Below are 17,980 nucleotides of genomic sequence, written 5' to 3' on the forward strand. Positions count from 1 at the left end.
CACCTTCAGTGTTCGGGACTTTCACCCTATAGACTATGCCCATGCCGGGCACACTTAAAAAAATAGGTACTTGTTAAACAAGTACCTATAGTATCATTTGAATATTATATTTTTTTGCTAGCTCATCTAATCTTTTCTTAAACTCTCTTAGTTCTGCAAAATCTCCTCTTTCCTGTATTCGAAAGAATTCTTCTCTATAATCATCAATATCTTTTATTTTACCTGAAAAATATAGAGTTTGTATCTTATTTAAGATATCAGCTACTAAACTGCTTTTCACTTGAAAAACTTCCTGAGAGTCGATTATCTCTTCTCTAATTTCTGACATTTCCTGATCCAACTTTGATGCCGCCTCAGCAGCATTTTTAAGTCTAACCCTTATATGCTTAGGAATATTTCTTTCAAACTTATAATTTAAAGAATGTTCAATGGTTGACCAAAAATTCATAGCTAAAGTTCTAATTTGAATCTCTGCTAAAATCTCTTTTTCACCAAATGCAGTATGAACAGGATATTTAATTATCATATGATAACTTCTATATCCGCTTTCCTTTTTGTTTTTTATATAATCTTTCTCATAAGCTACTTTAAGATCTTTTCCATCTCTCTCTCTAATCAAATCAACAACTCTATCAATATCCTCAACCATTTGACACATAATTCTGATGCCTGCTATATCTTCCATCTGTTCTGTCAATTTATCTAAAGGTATATCTAGCTTCTTGGCTTTATCCAAAATACTAGAAATTTTTTTAACTCTTCCTGTAACAAATTCTATAGGTGAGTATTCATCCATTCTTCTATATTCATTTCTAATACTCTTAAATTTAATTTTAAGTTCTTCTACTGCTTGATCATAGGGTATGAGCAATTGATCCCAATTTTGTATCATGTAATCACTACCTTCCATCATAACATTAATGATGATAAATATATTCTACAAATGTATAGTAAATACCTTTAAAAATATATTTTTCCTAAAATTCTGCTGACTTTGTTGTTCTAGGGAAAGAAATTACATCTCTAATATTACTCATGCCTGTTAAATACATTATTATTCTTTCAAAGCCAAGTCCGAATCCTGCGTGCTTAGTAGTACCATACTTTCTTAAATCTAAATACCACCAATAATCTTCTGCATTAAGTTCAAATTCTTCTATTCTTTCTTCTAGTTTATCCAAACGTTCTTCCCTTTGGCTACCTCCAATAATCTCTCCCACTCCTGGTACTAATAAATCCATAGCAGCTACAGTTTTATTATCATCATTTAGTCTCATATAGAAAGCTTTTATATCTTTAGGGTAGTCAGTAACAAATACAGGTTTATTAAATACCTTTTCTGTAATATATCTTTCATGCTCTGTCTGAAGATCTGAACCCCATTCTATAGGAAACTCAAATTTTTCTTTTGCTTTCTTTAAAATTTCTATTGCTTCAGTATATGTTATTTTTTCGAAGTCAGAGTTTGCAACATTAGTTAATCTATCTAAAAGACCTTTATCTATAAATTTATTAAAGAACTCTATTTCTTCTTTTGCATTGTCCATAACATATTTAATGATATACTTCATCATATCTTCTGCTAGTTTCATATCATCCTGAAGGTCAGCAAATGCTATCTCAGGCTCCACCATCCAAAATTCAGCTGCATGTCTTGGAGTATTTGAATTCTCTGCTCTAAAAGTAGGTCCAAAGGTATATACATTTCTAAAGGCTTGAGCGTAAGTCTCTGCTGCTAATTGACCACTTACTGTTAATCCTGTCTCCTTACCAAAGAAATCTAGTCCATAGTCAACGTTACCATCTTCGTCTAATGCTGTGTTTTTAAGATCTATTGTAGTTACCCTAAACATTTCTCCTGCACCTTCAGCATCACTTGTAGTTACAATAGGTGTATGGGTGTATACAAAGTTTCTCTCTTGAAAAAACTTATGTATTGCATAAGATGCTAATGATCTAACTCTAAATACAGCAGAAAAAGTATTACTTCTTGGTCGTAAATGAGCAATAGTTCTTAAGTACTCAAAAGTATGTCTTTTCTTTTGTAGTGGATATTCATTAGTAGACTCTCCTTCTATTTCTACCTCTGTTGCTTGAATTTCAAAGGGTTGTTTAGCATCTGGAGTTAATACTAATTTTCCTGTCACTACTATAGCACTACTTATAGATAATTTAATAAGTTCCTTGAAATTTTCTAACTCATTTCCAATAACTACTTGTATTCCTTTAAAAAAAGTACCATCATTAAGCTCTATAAACCCAAAGTTTTTTGAACCTCTTGAAGTTCTAATCCATCCTGATACTTTAATTTCTTTATGACTATAAAATTCTTTGTCTTTGTATATTTCTCTAACTAATGTAGTTTTCATATTTAACCTCCTATTTATTATTATTAGGCAATAAAAAAAACCTCTCTTCCCTATAAGGGACGAAAAGATTCCGCGGTACCACCCTAGTTGCCACTTGGCCAACTCATCAAATAACGGTTTGAATCCGTCTAAGCCTACTATCAAAAAGATTTCGGTTAGAAACTCAAGGATGTTCTTCAATATAGGGTTCATGTTGAACTCTCACCATAATCAACTCGCTTAAATGTTTACCTATATCTACTCTTCCTATCATTGTCTATTAAATATATTATAACCTTTTATATTATCGTTATTATAATATATAAAAAAATATATGTAAAGACTATTTTATACTATTAATATATATTTTTTTGGGTATCAATTACTCACATTAAATCTTTAGGGAGTGAATTATATGCTTTATATTAAAAATGATAAAATAAATCCCCATTATAACTTAGCACTAGAAGAATATGCTTTGAAATATCTAAATATTGAAGAAGATATACTTATATTGTGGCAGAATGAGCCCTCAGTTATTATTGGAAGAAATCAAAATACTATAGAAGAAATAAACCCTCAATATATTAAAGATAATGATATTAATGTAGTTAGAAGACTTTCTGGAGGTGGAGCAGTTTATCATGATTTAGGAAACTTAAACTTTACCTTCATTACTAAAAATGACAAATCAAATGTCAATAACTATAAAAAATTTACACAGCCAGTTATCGATGCATTAAAGAAGCTAGGGGTAAATGCCGAATTTCATGGAAGAAATGATATTGTAGTAGATGGAAAGAAAATATCAGGAAATGCACAGTATTTTTACAAAGATAAGATGCTTCATCATGGTACAATACTTTTTAATTCTACCTTAGAAGATATAGTGAATGTACTAATGGTTAATAATGAAAAAATCAAATCAAAGGGCATTAAGTCAATTAGAAGTAGAGTAACAAATATTTATCCATATTTAGAAGAAAAGATCTCTATTGATGAATTTAAAGATATATTACTAAAATTTATTTTAGATACCAATGACATATCTTCTCAAGAATATAAACTGGAAGAGAAAGACTTAAATAAAATAAATGAACTTATGGATGATAGATATAAAAAGTGGGAATGGAATTTTGGAGAGTCCCCAGAATTTAATATTCAAAAGACTAAAAGATATGAAGCAGGATCTTTAGACATTAGATTAACCGTTAAAGATGGTAATATAAAAGAGTGTAAAATATATGGAGATTTCTTTGGAGACAAAGATGTGAGTAATTTAGAAAAGGAATTTATAAATAAAAAATATGACGAAGAATTTATTAAAGCTACTTTAGATGAGATAGAATTAAATGAGTTCTTCTATGGTATAGAAAAACAAGATCTAATAGATTGTTTATTCAATTAAATAAATAATAATATAGCCACAGTGTTATCTGTGGCTATATCTCTATATCCTGTTCAATTGTATTTCTAAAGTTATTAGGATGTTCTTTTAACTTCCATGCATCAAATAAATTAAAATAGGTTAAATAGACAATTATTAATACAAAAAGACTTATTATAAATACAAATAATTTTATTATTCTCTTATTATCTCTATTCACTATGAAATTCCCCCTCCAATTCTTGAGAAGCAACCTGTAATAATCCTATTGATACAAAACTCATAACTATAGAACTGCCACCATAACTAACAAATGGTAATGTAATTCCCGTTAATGGAATTAACTTAATAGATCCTCCTATAATTATAAATGCTTGAAATCCAGTCATCATAGTTATACCTAATGCAACTTGCCTGATAAAATTATTTTTTTGATTTAAAGTTATCTTTATTCCTTTATATATGAATAAAATATATAATAATACAATAGCAATACCCATCAATATGCCCATTTCCTCAATTATTGCCGAAAATATAAAATCAGTTTGAACCTCAGGTATATATTTGGGGTGACCTTTACCTAACCCTACCCCTAAATATCCTCCTTCAGAAATAGCAAATAGAGACTGGGTTATTTGATATCCAGCACCATCAATGTACTTCCATGGATTTATCCATGATATCATCCGTACTTTTACATGATCAAATATAATAATACTATTAATTCCTACAATAATTGCTCCAAATAGATTCATTAATAGTGCAAATTTATTTTCCTCATTTAAGTAATATATTGACATGAATACTAAATATAATAAAAGGGCTGACCCTAAATCTTTTTGAAAGAAAAATAATCCTATAATCGAATAAACTATGAATAAGAAGTAGGATTTTTTTAATTTTTTATCTCTATTCGTAAAATAACTGGCAATAAATAATATAAATAATATTTTTATTACTTCTGAAGGTTGAAAGCTAATGCCATTAAATTTTATCCAATTTATTGAGCCTTTAATTCTACTACCAAATATAAAAGTCATAATAAACATTATATAGATTACACCCATATATAAATAGGTATATCTGTTTGTAATAAAATATTTTTTGAAAACAAAAATTACAATAAAAAATACTATTAGTCCAAATATATACCAAAGAGTCTGTCTAAAAGCTAATTCTTTATCTATACGATATATCATAGGTAGTCCTATAGTTAGGAGCATAAATACTATTGAAAGTATAATATATTCTCCTTTAAATATTTTTTGATATAAAATACTAGATATGAATATTATCAATGAGAAAATAATCCATATCATAGAAAATTTGTATGTATTCTCTTGATATAAATCTTTAATAATAAAAAAATATAATATATTAGTTATCAATAAAATATATATAGGTAGCAAACTTTTCTTTAAAAATTTATTATGATCCAAGTTATTCACCTATCTCTCTAATAAAAACAAATTTTATAGTTCCTATTTGTAAAATATCGTTATTTTTTAATTCTCTTTCACCCTTTATAACCTTTCCATTAATCATTAAACTAGTATTAGCATATGTATTAACAAAATACTTCTCCTCTTCAATCTTTATTTCTGCATGATATTTATCTATAAAATCATTCTTTATTACTATATCATTATGAGTGGCTCTTCCAATCTTCATGCTTTTATATATATTATAAGTTTCTTCTACTTTAAAAGAAATATCACTTTTTCTATTCAATAACTTTAAATAAGGATATTTATCATATCTTAAATTTCTCATTAATTTCACATCTAAATACAAATACTTAAAAATAATAAATATAAAAATATATACTGATATAATTAATAAAATCTTTATGAGTTCTGATATTCCCTGCAAATATATGCCTCCTTTTCAAAAAAATTTAATCTATATATGAATATAATATCATATTTATTACTAAATATATCCTTTGTAATCATACCTTAATATTAAATGAATCCATAAAATTATTTGTCTTTAAATAATTTAAAGACTAAAGGGATCGATCCCTTTAGTCTTTAAATATATGAATTGGTTTATCTATTGCTCCATGGGCTGCTTCCATAACTATCTCTGATAAAGTTGGATGAGGATGAATAGCTTTAGCTAGCTCATACACAGTACCTTCTAACTCCATTGTAGTAACAGCTTCTGCAATCATATCTGTTGCATGGGGGGCTAAAATGTGTACTCCTAATACTTCTCCATATTTTTTGTCTGCTACTATCTTAATAAATCCATCACTTTCTCCTTCTGCTAGAGATTTACCATTTGCAGACAGAGGGAATGTACTAACAAGAACATCATGCCCTTTTTCTTTTGCCTCCTTCTCAGTTAGCCCGGCTACACCTATTTCTGGGAATCCATAAATACAAGATGGAACTGTATTATAGTTGATTTTTGATTCTTCACCTAGGATGTTCTCTACTGATGCTATACCTTCTGCTGATGCTACATGAGCTAACATAAACTTGCCATTTACATCTCCAATAGCATATACATTTTCCACATTAGTTCTCATGAATTCGTCTGTAACAATACCTCGTTTATAGGTTTCTAGGTTTAAATTTTCTAAACCTTTCATATTTGGCACTCTACCAATACTTGATAAAATTTTATCTCCTTCCAGAACTCTCTCTTTTCCATCTATAACTACTGTAACTTTATTATCTTCTATCCTTTCGATGGAGGTATCATATATTATCTCCACCCCATCTCTTTCAAGAATTCTAGACATATTATCTCTAATATCTTCATCTATATTTCCTAATATTCTGTTAGATCTTTGAAGTATAGTTACTTTAGAACCTAAAGTGTTATAAAGAGTAGCGAATTCTACTGAAATAACTCCTCCACCAATAATTAGTAATTTTTCAGGAATTTCTTCTAAATCTAATATTTCCTTACTGGTTACTATGAACCCCTTCTCCATAGCTTCTTTAAATCCTGGAGTATTGGAAATTCGAGGAGATGATCCCGTGGCTATAATAATATTTTTAGTGTTTATTTTCTCATCATTTATTTCTATAGTATTTTTATCCACCACTGTTCCGAATCCATTATATACATCCACACCGTTTTTCTTCAGAAGAACTCCAACTCCACCTGTTAATTGCTTCACCACTTTATCTTTTCTGTTTTTAATATTATCCCAATTTATATTAATACTACTTTTATCTTCTAAATCAATTCCATACTTTTCTGAGTTCATCATATATTCATAAACCTTGGCACTCTTTAATAAAGTTTTTGTAGGGATACATCCCCAATTAAGACATACACCACCTACATTATCCTTTTCTATTAAGGCTGTCTTTGCTCCCATTTGAGCAGCTTTTATGGCTGCTACATAGCCTCCTGGTCCTCCTCCAAGGACTGTAATATCATAATTCTTCATATTATTACCTCCTTAGCTTAGTAACAGAAGCATAGGATCTTGTAAATATTCTTTTATTCTATTTAAGAATCTACCTGCATCTGCTCCGTCTATCACTCGATGATCTATACTTATTGATATAGGCATAATGTCTCTTATTACAATATCATCCTCAATTACTACAGGCTTCTTAGATATTTTACCAATACCTAATATAGCTACCTCTGGATGTTTGATAACTGGTACTCCATAGGTAGAGCCTACTGCTCCATAATTTGTTATAGAGAATGTACCTCCTCGAAGTTCATCTAAACCTATAGATCTATCTTTAGATTTCTCTATTACTTTATTCATATCTCTAGAAATCTCTAATATTCCTTTTCTATCAGTTTCTTTAATTACTGGTACCATAAGCCCTTCTGGAGTGTCCGCTGCTATACCTACATTGTAGTATTTTTTCAATACTATTTCTTCATTATTATCATCATAGCTTGCATTAAACATTGGGAACTCTTTCAGAGCTAAGGTTACTGCTTTAATGATAAATGGCATATAAGTTAATTTTGTTCCTTGGGCTTCAGAAATATGTTTTTGTTCCTTTCTAAACTTCACTAATTCTGTAACATCAAAATCATCCATAGAAGAAGCATGAGGAATTACAGTTTTTGATAATACCATATTTTCTGCTATGGTCTTTCTCATCTTTGAGATTGGTACTCTTTCAACCTCTCCTTCTATCTTTAATTCTGGAATTTCAATATTCCTTTGATGCTTAGATTTCTTAGTTTCTTGTTTTTCTTCTTGTTTTTCACCTTTCTTTTCCTCACTAGCTTTATAGATATCTTCCTTCATAACTCTTCCATTAGCTCCGGACCCTTCAATAGTAGTTATATCTACTCCTAGGTCTTTTGCCAATTTTCTAGCTACTGGCGTAGCTAATACTTTTCTTTTGGAAGAACTTTTCTGAGTTTTAGTACTATTTTCATCACTGCTCTCTAGAACATCTTCTCCTATTTCTAACTCTCCTACAACTCCAGCTACTTCTTCATCACCTTCATCAACAGTTTCTTTTTTTGTTCCTTCATTAATAGTAGTTTCAGTTGTTTCTGTACTATCCTCACCATCATCTATCTTAACTACAATATCACCCACGTGGATGATATCTCCTTCTTCTGCTAACTTCTCAGATATCTTACCATCCACAGGAGATGGTATCTCTGCATTAACCTTATCTGTTTCTACTAAAAATAAGGTGTCTCCATCCTTCACTTCATCTCCAACATCAAACATCCACTTTAAAAGTTTACCTTCATGGATTCCTTCACCTATATCTGCGAATTTAAACTCATACATTTATTATCACCTCTCCTAATACTCTACTAATTCTTTAATCTTATCTGCTATTTTTCTAGTATCCACCATAAAGTAATGTTCTGACTTAGGTAAAGGTACAGTTACGTCTAAGCCTGTTACTCTAGTAGGAGGAGCTTCTAAATACAGGAAGGCCCCTTCATTTACTATAGACATTAATTCTGCACCGGGTCCAAAGGATTTTATTGCCTCATGAACTACTAAAAATCTTCCAGTCTTCTGTACAGATTTTATTATTGTTTCTTTATCAATTGGAGAGATTGTTCTAAGGTCAATTAATTCTACACTAATATCTTCTTTTTCTTCTATTTCCTTGATAGCCTTTTGTGTTTCCCTTACTAAAGCACCCCAAGCTACCACAGTAATATCTTCTCCTTCTTTCACAACTTTAGCCTTACCTATAGGTATTGAATAGTCTTCTTCAGGTACTTCTTGCTTGAATGCTCTATATATTCTTTTTGGCTCCATAAATATAACAGGGTCAGGATCTCTTAGAGCTGATATCATAAGTCCCTTTGTATCATAAGGAGTAGAAGGGATTACAACCTTTAATCCTGGTATATGAGCGAATAATGTCTCTAGACTCTCTGAGTGATGCTCTAAGGCTCTTACTCCTCCACCATAGGGCATTCTTATCACCATAGGAAGATTATAGCTTCCTCTAGATCTATTTCTCATTCTAGCTACATGGCCTACTATCTGATTATAGGCTGGAAGCATAAATCCCGAAAATTGCATCTCTACAACTGGCTTTAGGCCGTTTATTGCCATTCCTACCGCTGATCCTACTATCCCTGCTTCTGCTAAAGGTGTATCAAAGCATCTATCTACCCCATACTTCTTTTGAAGTCCTTGAGTAGCTCTAAATACTCCACCTTCATATCCAACATCCTCACCATAAACTACAATAGTATTATCTCTTTCCATTTCCTGGTCTAGTGCATATGTTAATGCTCCAATATTATTTAATAATGGCATTATTTTTCGCCCCCTTCATAATATCTTTTTTGTTCTTCATATTGCTCTTTAAGATTAGGTGGCATTTCTGCATAATTATATTTAAATACATCAATTAGTTTAGTATCTGCACCTGTTTTTTCTATTTTCTTGAAAGTTTGTGTCACTTGATCTGCATATTCATCTCTTAATTTCTCATCTTCTTCTTGAGTTAGTATGCCTTTATCCAATAAATATTTTTGGAATCTTGTTAATGGATCCTTAAGAGCCCATTCTTCAACCTCTTCATTTGTTCTATATATTGTGGGGTCATCAGAAGTTGTATGGGGTCCTAATCTATAGGTTACCGCTTCAATCAATGTGGGTCCTTCTCCTCGTCTTGCTCTTTCCACTGCTTCCTTAGTTACAGCATACATAGCAAGGACATCGTTACCATCCACCTGAACTCCTGGTATCCCATATGCTATTGCTTTTTGGGCTAAAGTTTCTGATTTGGTTTGAATATTTCTAGAAACTGATATAGCCCACTGATTATTTTGGATAATAAATACATTTGGTGTATTAAAAACTCCAGCAAAGTTTAATGCCTCATGAAATTCTCCTTCACTAGTTCCTCCATCACCAACATAAGCTAGAGTAACATCATTTTCTTTCTTTATATTTGTTGCCATTGCTATACCTACTGCATGATTCAATTGAGATGCTATAGGTACAGATATAGGTAACACCTTTACATCCTTCTCAAACCTACTTCCTTCTTCATTACCATACCAATATAAATATATCTGATCTAAAGATACTCCTTTATATAACCATGCTCCTAATTCCCTAAAGGCTGGCACTAACCAATCTTCCTTTTCTATTGCAGCTACTGAACCTATTTGAGCAGCTTCCTGACCTTTATTAGGTGCATAAGTAAGCATTCTACCTTGTCTTTGATATTGTAATGTTTTAGTGTCAATTATTCTTGTGAAAAGCATTGTTTTGTACATGTGTTTTAATTTATCGTCTTCAATATCTGGAAGAATGTCTTCTCTAACAACCTCCCCTTCTTTATCTAATATAGTTACCATTTCATCCTCAAGAGGATTAAAGTTTTGTATAATCATAACTAACCTCCTTCAATTAATATACTCATTAGATACCCTAATAAAATTAAACATAACAATTAATTATATCTGTTACAATTAATTTTATTTTTAACAATATAAAGAGCCCTTATATTTAAGGACTCTACTTTATACTATGAAGTTTATCTAAAACATTTTCCTTTATTTTTTTAACTATTTCTTCTGCCTCAGACTTATTTTTGCCTTTACTATATATATATATTTTAATCTTAGGCTCAGTTCCAGAGGGCCTTATAGCATACCAGCTGTCATTATCAAATTCAAATTTTAAAGCATTAGTCTTTTTCATTTCTATTTCTTCCTCTGACTCATTTAAAAGATCTCTTCGTAACTGATTTTCAAAGTCAGTAATCCTAGTTAATTTAGCTCCTGCTATTTCTGTTAAGTAATGTTTTTTATAGTTTTCCATCATTCTACCTATCCTTTCCTTCCCTTCTATACCTTCTAAGACAAGAGAGAATAGATCCTCGCTATAGTAACCATATTCATTATAGATATCTTCTAATATATCTAAAAGGGTTTTCTCTTTATTCATATAAAAAGCTGCCGCTTCTACTATTAACATAGCTGCTATTACACCATCTTTATCTCTTACAAAAGTATCATATACATAACCTATACTTTCTTCATATCCAAATAAATATGTATACTCTCCTGTTTTTTCAAATTCATTTGCTTTACCACAAATATTTTTAAATCCAGTTAGAGTTTCTACAGTATGAACTCCATAGGATTTGGCAATATCTTTACCTAAATCTCCTGTTACTATAGATTTCACTATAACTGCATTAGAAGGAATTTCATTCTTTTCTTTTAATGCTTCTAATACATAATTTATGAGTATTGCTCCAGTCTGATTCCCATTTAGAGGAATGTACTCTCCCTTTTTGTCCTTGATCATACACGCCATTCGATCACAGTCAGGATCATTTGCTATTAGTAAATCAGCATTTTTTTCTTTTCCTAATTTAATAGCATATTCAAAGGTTTTAATATCTTCAGGATTAGGGTAACCAATGGTGGTGAAGTTAGGATCTGGGTTTTCTTGTTCCTTAACTACAAAAACATTATTAAATCCTCGTTCATCTAATACTCTTCTTACAGGAATATTTCCAGTTCCATTAAATGGAGTATATACTATTTTTATATCTTTTTTTATTTCATCTCTTAAGGATAATTCTTTTACTTTTTCTATATACTCATCATCAATATCTTTTCCTATAATCTCTAATAGTCCTTCTCTTAGAGCTTCGTCTTCATCCATTCTTTTGATTTTTGCAATATCCTCTATCTCATCTATTTTTTCAGTTACTCTAGCTGCAATATCAGATAGTATTTGACTTCCTTCATCCCAATATACTTTATATCCATTATAATCCTTTGGATTATGACTAGCAGTAACTACTATCCCTGCTTGAGTACCTAATCTTCTAACAGCATAAGAAAGTTCTGGGGTAGGTCTTATACCCTCAAATAGATAGGCTTTTATTCCGTTATTCGCCAATACTAATGCTGCTCTTTTAGCAAATTCATCTGATTTATGTCTTACATCATATGCTATTACTACTCCCTTTTTGCAAGCTTTTTTTCCTTCAGCTTTTATCACTTCTGCAATTGCTTGAGTAGCCATGGAGATAATATATTTATTCATCCTATTAGTTCCTGCCCCCATTTTCCCTCTAAGTCCCGCAGTACCAAAGGATAAGTCAGTATAAAATCTTTCTTCGATTTCTTCTTTATCATCTTTAATTTTCATTAACTCATCTTTTGTTATCTTGTCTATATTCTCATTACTAATCCATTTTTCATATTTTTTTATATAATCCATTTGCTTCACCTTCCTATTTATAATATCTAAAGTCCCCATTATTATATATTTACCCTAACAATTTAAAATAATCAAAAAAATAACCACAGCTTAAGCTGTGGTTATTTTCGTATACCGTATCCTCCATATATAACTTTAGTATCATTTACAGATATTACAGTAGGTATATCTGAATTATCAATCAATCTAAGAATCTCGTTTTTCCTTTTTCTTTTGGCATGCACAATGAGTAAATGTCTATTTTTCTCTATACCTTCTGCACCTATTACTGTGACTCCAATTTTTTTATCTCTTAAAATTCTTGCTAACTTTATTCCATTTTCTTCAGTCACAATTATATTTAAGGTCATAAGTCCTAATGCTAACTTCTCTTCTATATATGATCCTACATAATTACCACAAGCAAATCCTAATCCATATACTACCATTCTTAAAGGATCATCTTGTATCCCTATAAGAACACTTCCTATTAAACTAAGCCATATCATAACTTCGAAAAAGCCTATTATTGAACCATATACTTTTTCTCCTTTAGTTATAAGTACTACTCTTAAAGTCATAAAAGCTACTTCAACAATTTTTGCTAAAAATATAAATAAATAAGTCATAACTCTCTCCTAACTAATATACAAGGTTATTACTAAAATATTAAATCCCTCAATAACTGGATTTCATCATCTGTAATATCTTCCAAGTCCGCATCACAATATATTGCTAAATCAACTCTTAAAAATTCTAAAATATTATTAATCTGTTTATTAGTAATTTGATTATTATATTTTTTCAATGCTAATTTAAAAGAATGAAAATCAGTATAGTTTCTATAGTCTACACCTAATAACAACTGATTTGATGAAATTTTATAATTTACTGCATTTGCTTCCAATTCTCTCTTCTCCTTTTACATTAAAATTATCACACTTCTTATGAAAGCCAAATCACCAGTAAATTATATTAATTTTTTAAAAATAAATCAATATATTTTTAAAAAATATAGTCTAAATAGACCATATTTTTTATTTTATTTCTTCTGCTCTTACAACGCTTTCAAATCTCCCTCTATGAGTTCCATCGCAAAAAGGTTTAGTTTTAGATAACCCACATCTACAAAGATATTTATTATTCTTTGTTTCTAGTTCTTTACCTTTTCCATCCACTAACTCTACATCTCCATCAATTTCATAAGAACCATTGTCATTAACTTTAATTTTTACTTTTGACATTAAAAAACCTCCTACTATTAATAATCTCTTAATATTTTATTACCCATCTATAGGTAATAAAAATCAAAGTTATTTTATAAAAAAATAACTAATTATTCCTTTGCTAAAAGAAATGACTAGTCATTTATATATTATTCTTTAATTATTTTTCTTATGTCCTTTTTCCACCATGGCCAGTTCAATAGTATTCAAAATAAAATCTTCTTTTTTACACGTATATGTATTTCTATCATCTCCATACTCTCGAGCAAGTCTTTTCTTCAACACTTCATACTCATGCTTAAAATCTTGATGTTTTATTAGGTAATCTCTGAAGAGAATTAAGTTAGTCCAATTTTTATCCCCATATTCTACAATATTAACATGGTGAGTTCTATTATCTTCATTACCTTTAGCAAAAAACAATCGATTACTTTTTCCCATATGGCCTTTGTAATGATATCCTAACTTCTCCAAGGGTTTCATACACTGTAATCCATCTTTAAGTTCTTTTATACCAATTACTATATCTATTATAGGCTTTGAATCCATATGAGGAATGGAAGTACTACCTACATGTTGAATATCTATTATAAACTTTCCAATACTTTTTATTAATTCATCCTTTTCCTTTTCAAATAATATACTCCATTCCTTAGAATAAGGACTTAATTTAACTTTCCCTCTAGGCAACCCTATCATTTTGATACTCCTTTTCTTAGATGTATTTCAAGTTTTTATTCTCAAAACTTTTAGTTTTAGCATATAGCGAATAATCAAAATAATTGCATTGAAATTCCACTGCATTATGCAGTAATCCTTCTTTTATATAATTATTCTTTATTGCAACCTTTTCACTTATCTTATTTCTCGGATCCATTCTAATTTCAATTCTACCTAAATTTAAATCCTCAAAGGCAACTCTCTCTAATTCTTGTACAGCTTGAGTAGCAATACCCTTTCCTGAATAATATTTATCCACAAAATATCCTATTTCACCGATATGATCATATTCTTGGTAAATAGTAAGACCACAACCTCCTACAACTTTTCCATTGTAGATAATAGCATAGTTGTATTCTAATTTATTTTCTCTTTTATACTTTCTTCTTTCTATCCATTTTATTTCCATTTCAATTGAATCAGGAATAGTTGCATAATAATATGTAGTATCAATGTTATTTAATATTTCATAAAATCTCTCTGCATCTTCTACCATGGGATATCTAAGTTCTATCATATTGTTATCCTCCTATAAGTTTTTTTAAACGTGCATTAAATATACTAAATTTAGTAATCTAACCTCATAATATGTTCATCACCAAATACTTGTCCATTAAAATAAAACCCAAAACTCTTATATAGTTTTACTGCATAAGTATTTTGTTTATGTACTCCAAGAAACACCTTATTGTGAGATTTATCTTCCTTTATAATTCTCAAAAGTTCTTCTAAAGCCTTCTTACCATATCCCTTTGATTGATAGTTCTTATCAGTCATCATACGATAAATCCAATATTCTCCATCATCTTCATCTATACAATACATTAAAAATCCAATTATTACTTCCTCATCATATACTGCAAGGGGTATACATTCTGGTTGAACTTTAGACTGAGCTATTGAAACAGCATTTGAGGTTACAAAGTTAACTTGTTCTTGGGTAACTTCTAAGGAAATACAATCCCAAAAATTTTCCTTAGTTATTTCTTTAAATAATATCATCATTAATTACCTTCTTTCTAATTTAATATTTTCAACAAAGAACCTTTTATACTTACTATTCATTTACATCTTTTCATTATTTTTTATACTCTTAGTAAAATAACATAACTGATTAGTCTGCTTAAAACCTATCCTCTTATATAATTCCACTGCTTTTTTATTTTCTGAATTGACACATAAAGTAATGTCATTTACTCCTTCAAAAGTAAATAACCACTTTAATGCCATAGATAATAGTTTATTTCCTATTCCTTTACCCCTTTGTGTTTCTTCAACAGCAAAGAATTCAATACTCCCTTCTCCAAACCGTGGATTAACTTCTGTATATATATAACCTGCTAAATCATTGTTCTCAGTATTAATAAATACCTTTCTATAGTTATTTAATCTTTCTATTATCTCCTTACCAGTATAATAGGTTTTTGGAAAAACTTTATCATGTAAAGATTCCATATCTTGATAGTAAATAGGAGAAAGTTCAATATTTGGTATACCCAAGAGTTTAGAAATGTTTCTCCTTTCAAAATTAAAAATTATCTCCTCACTCTTTTTATTGAAATTTAAATTTTCTACTAAACTTAGACATCTTTTATTTTTCTTATTAATAAACATACTTATTAACTCTATTTCATCAGCTAATCTTTCTATCATCTTACCCCACATATCATAGACAATATTCCATTTCGATTCCTTAATAAATGGCCCCCAAACTTCAACATTATTGCTACTAAAGTCAGTATCGAAACCCAAAACACCAATAATTTTCTCATTCTGATAAGCTATTATAAAGCTTTTATAAAAGGGAATATCTGTGATATCTTCTATTAATGAGTGGAAAATTTCGTTATTATCAATTCCACAAAATCCAATATTACTTTCTTCTACTTTATTAATTTCTGCAATAAAGTCAGATATTTGATTTATATCTTCTTTATTAGCTAATTTAAATTCTATCAAGCTAATCACCTCCTATATTTAACCTTCTGGCATCTTGTGCTTGTACAACTTTAAATCCTAAGTCTTTATATAGCTTTAATGCTTTCTCATTACTAGCTAGTGCATTTAAATTCACACTTGTTGGACTCTGTTCTAAACCTCTATTTATTGTATATTCTAATATTTTCTTACCATAACCTTTTCTTTGGTATTTAATATTAACAAATAGTAATTCAATTTCCGCATTCTTTACCATTGAAGCTCCTAGGATTTCATTGTTTTTAAAAAATAGATAATTGTACTCTTTTTCTTCTAAGCTTACTTTTCTATTGTTTTCAATTGCCTCTTTACTTGCATTTAAATACCAATTATCAGGTATTATCAATTCACTTGTAGCAGCCCCCATTTCAACATAACAATGATTACCACTCATCTCTAAATGAATAAATCCTTTAATTCCTCTATCCTCATATACAAGAATTTTTGACGCAGACTTCAAGTTTTCAATCTCTGCTGGCATTGCCTTATATTCTAATGTATGTAATCTAACGATCTCCTCAATATCAGCTTGATTATAATCTCTAATCATAATTACTTTCCCTTTAATTAGCTAAATTCATTACCTTTTTACAATACGTCTTTCACTCTTAATTATGACTCCTTAAAATTTTATTTATTTTCAGTACCCTAAATGTCGATTCCAGTTCATAGGCTAATAATTTTCGTCTATTTTCTCCTAAATCCATATGTCTACCGTGTACCCAACATCCTGTTTTTTTTTGTAGAACAATTTTAGGAAATTGATATGTACCTTTTTCACTTCTGTACTCTTTCAGTTTATTATAGTTACTTTTAAACCAATTATCTTCTACGGCATTTTTAAAATGAGCCATTAATTCAAGGCGATGTAATATTTCAGGAGTTAATATATCATCCTGATTTATCGGTAACTTGGCATCCCAACCCATTGCAAGATAATTTCTATCACCATTTACTAATATACCATACCCATCATCAAACTGAAGGTAAGCTGAATCTAAAATATAATCAATGACTGATTTTATCTTATTTAAAGTAGTTTCATCAGCCTCTTTACTCATTTCAGCTAATCCATAAATGTCATATATTAAGGGAATCTTAAAATGACCATTTATATAAAGATCTGGTTTGATAATTCTTCTATTTTTAAATGAAGTGGGTATACTTTTATAATAATTATTATTATCATAAATATCATAATTTTTTTGTATGGTAAAGTTATAAAGTATATCTAATCTTTCAACCATGAAATTTTTTATCCAGCTTTCTCTAAATCCTGATTTATATAGAAAAGGAAAAATAATAATATTAATAAAGTTTGAAAAGACATGATCTTCTGGAAAAACTTGCTTTTTAAGACGTTCAAGAATCGGTTTCATAATCTTATCAAAAGTAACAAATCCTTTCTTTACACCATAATCAAGTAACATAGGCAAAGAATTTTCTAAATGATAATTTGTGGCTCCATGCACTCCATTAAAATCATGAAGCTTGTCTTTACTTTCCAAATAATATAATCTCTTTTTGGTTTTACTATATTCCACTAATTGTTTTTTAAGATTTTGAACTTGATTGTCATCAGTGACTTCTAGTAATTCTGTCATTGTGCGATATTTAATAACTGGATCACCATGATTTAATAAAAAATCAATTGTATTTTCCACAT

Annotated in this window: 20 protein-coding genes and 1 other annotated feature; of the genes, 1 reads left to right on the plus strand and 19 read right to left on the minus strand. The window is 29.6% G+C overall.

The genetic code is table 11. The features are described 5' to 3' along the window. Positions 1-85: 85 nt before the first annotated feature. Positions 86-892: a GTP diphosphokinase gene (yjbM, locus tag GOQ27_RS04455; protein ID WP_203365630.1), complete on the minus strand. Its 807-nt coding sequence runs from the start codon at positions 890-892 to the stop codon at positions 86-88. An 85-nt stretch (positions 893-977) separates the two neighbouring features. Beyond that, on the minus strand, positions 978-2,369 hold the full coding sequence (gene asnS / locus GOQ27_RS04460; protein ID WP_203365631.1) for an asparagine--tRNA ligase: 1,392 nt from the start codon (positions 2,367-2,369) through the stop codon (positions 978-980). 52 nt (positions 2,370-2,421) lie between these two features. Further along, positions 2,422-2,631: a binding site (T-box leader), on the minus strand. A gap of 132 nt (positions 2,632-2,763) precedes the next feature. Between asnS and lplA the strand changes: the two genes are divergently transcribed. Continuing rightward, positions 2,764-3,756: a lipoate--protein ligase gene (gene lplA / locus GOQ27_RS04465; RefSeq protein ID WP_203365632.1), complete on the plus strand. Its 993-nt coding sequence runs from the start codon at positions 2,764-2,766 to the stop codon at positions 3,754-3,756. Between the two features lie 34 nt (positions 3,757-3,790). Here the strand turns inward: lplA and GOQ27_RS04470 are convergent, their stop codons facing one another. The 17 genes from GOQ27_RS04470 to GOQ27_RS04550 form a co-directional block, all read right to left on the minus strand. After that, positions 3,791-3,955 carry a hypothetical protein gene (locus GOQ27_RS04470; RefSeq protein ID WP_203365633.1) on the minus strand — a complete coding sequence of 55 codons (165 nt, stop codon included), beginning with the start codon at positions 3,953-3,955 and terminating at the stop codon, positions 3,791-3,793. After that, a complete protein-coding gene (locus GOQ27_RS04475) occupies positions 3,948-4,958 on the minus strand; it encodes an FtsW/RodA/SpoVE family cell cycle protein (protein WP_203365634.1) in 1,011 nt (336 codons plus the stop codon). Before GOQ27_RS04475 ends, GOQ27_RS04470 begins: the two co-directional genes overlap by 8 nt. Positions 4,959-5,175: 217 nt before the next feature. Then, the gene (locus GOQ27_RS04480; RefSeq protein WP_203365635.1) at positions 5,176-5,607 is read right to left on the minus strand and encodes an FHA domain-containing protein; all 432 of its coding nucleotides are present in this window, start codon (positions 5,605-5,607) and stop codon (positions 5,176-5,178) included. A 154-nt stretch (positions 5,608-5,761) separates the two neighbouring features. Then, positions 5,762-7,147, minus strand: coding sequence for a dihydrolipoyl dehydrogenase (lpdA, locus tag GOQ27_RS04485; protein ID WP_203365636.1), 1,386 nt, complete (start codon positions 7,145-7,147; stop codon positions 5,762-5,764). A gap of 12 nt (positions 7,148-7,159) precedes the next feature. Then, on the minus strand, positions 7,160-8,479 hold the full coding sequence (locus tag GOQ27_RS04490; protein ID WP_203365637.1) for a dihydrolipoamide acetyltransferase family protein: 1,320 nt from the start codon (positions 8,477-8,479) through the stop codon (positions 7,160-7,162). 15 nt (positions 8,480-8,494) lie between these two features. Continuing rightward, on the minus strand, positions 8,495-9,475 hold the full coding sequence (locus GOQ27_RS04495) for an alpha-ketoacid dehydrogenase subunit beta (protein ID WP_203365638.1): 981 nt from the start codon (positions 9,473-9,475) through the stop codon (positions 8,495-8,497). After that, positions 9,475-10,563: a pyruvate dehydrogenase (acetyl-transferring) E1 component subunit alpha gene (gene pdhA, locus GOQ27_RS04500; protein ID WP_203365639.1), complete on the minus strand. Its 1,089-nt coding sequence runs from the start codon at positions 10,561-10,563 to the stop codon at positions 9,475-9,477. The genes GOQ27_RS04495 and pdhA overlap by 1 nt, the downstream gene beginning before the upstream one ends. 124 nt (positions 10,564-10,687) lie before the next feature. Beyond that, positions 10,688-12,412: a phospho-sugar mutase gene (locus GOQ27_RS04505; protein WP_203365640.1), complete on the minus strand. Its 1,725-nt coding sequence runs from the start codon at positions 12,410-12,412 to the stop codon at positions 10,688-10,690. 101 nt (positions 12,413-12,513) lie between these two features. Continuing rightward, complete coding sequence (locus GOQ27_RS04510) at positions 12,514-13,020, minus strand: DUF2179 domain-containing protein (RefSeq protein ID WP_203365641.1); 507 nt, start codon at positions 13,018-13,020, stop codon at positions 12,514-12,516. A 32-nt stretch (positions 13,021-13,052) separates the two neighbouring features. Continuing rightward, a complete protein-coding gene (locus tag GOQ27_RS04515; RefSeq protein ID WP_203365642.1) occupies positions 13,053-13,298 on the minus strand; it encodes a hypothetical protein in 246 nt (81 codons plus the stop codon). Positions 13,299-13,428: 130 nt separating this feature from the next. Beyond that, a complete protein-coding gene (locus tag GOQ27_RS04520) occupies positions 13,429-13,635 on the minus strand; it encodes a CDGSH iron-sulfur domain-containing protein (protein WP_203365643.1) in 207 nt (68 codons plus the stop codon). Positions 13,636-13,773: 138 nt separating this feature from the next. Further along, complete coding sequence (locus tag GOQ27_RS04525; RefSeq protein WP_203365644.1) at positions 13,774-14,316, minus strand: GrpB family protein; 543 nt, start codon at positions 14,314-14,316, stop codon at positions 13,774-13,776. A 16-nt stretch (positions 14,317-14,332) separates the two neighbouring features. Continuing rightward, entirely contained in the window at positions 14,333-14,854 is a 522-nt protein-coding gene (locus GOQ27_RS04530; protein ID WP_203365645.1) for a GNAT family N-acetyltransferase, read from the minus strand. Positions 14,855-14,904: 50 nt separating this feature from the next. Next, positions 14,905-15,342 (minus strand): GNAT family N-acetyltransferase, encoded by a 438-nt coding sequence (locus GOQ27_RS04535; RefSeq protein WP_252187749.1) that lies wholly within the window; start codon positions 15,340-15,342, stop codon positions 14,905-14,907. Positions 15,343-15,402: 60 nt separating this feature from the next. Further along, a complete protein-coding gene (locus GOQ27_RS04540) occupies positions 15,403-16,296 on the minus strand; it encodes a GNAT family N-acetyltransferase (RefSeq protein WP_203365646.1) in 894 nt (297 codons plus the stop codon). Between the two features lies 1 nt (position 16,297). Beyond that, entirely contained in the window at positions 16,298-16,864 is a 567-nt protein-coding gene (locus GOQ27_RS04545; protein ID WP_203365647.1) for a GNAT family N-acetyltransferase, read from the minus strand. 58 nt (positions 16,865-16,922) lie between these two features. Further along, on the minus strand, positions 16,923-17,978 hold the full coding sequence (locus GOQ27_RS04550; RefSeq protein WP_203365648.1) for a hypothetical protein: 1,056 nt from the start codon (positions 17,976-17,978) through the stop codon (positions 16,923-16,925). Positions 17,979-17,980 lie beyond the last annotated feature (2 nt).

The organism is Anaeromonas frigoriresistens (genome assembly GCF_016820655.1).
In the GTDB taxonomy this organism is placed as follows: domain Bacteria; phylum Bacillota; class Clostridia; order Tissierellales; family SIT17; genus Anaeromonas; species Anaeromonas frigoriresistens.